1 pseudogene is annotated in these 216 nt (G+C 35.2%); it reads right to left on the reverse strand.

Annotation, left to right across the window (positions count from 1 at the left end):
- Nucleotides 1-216, reverse strand: a pseudogene (locus ACX6CF_RS26565) (TIM-barrel domain-containing protein); the annotation flags it as partial.

Consider the following 216-nt stretch of genomic DNA (forward strand, 5'->3'; position numbering starts at 1 on the left):
TCTTCTGGAAGGTATACATATCTGCCTACTGCATTTTGATCGTATACAGGTGTGACCATCATTCCCTCACCTACCATTAGTTGATCTTCAACATGTATTGCAAAGGAATCACTAGGATAATCAAAAGCTAATGGCCTAAAATACATTTCGTCATTTAAAACAGCTTTCATATACTCACTATAGATATATGGAATTAACCTATATCTAAGGTCGATG

The organism is Vallitalea sediminicola, assembly GCF_054408565.1.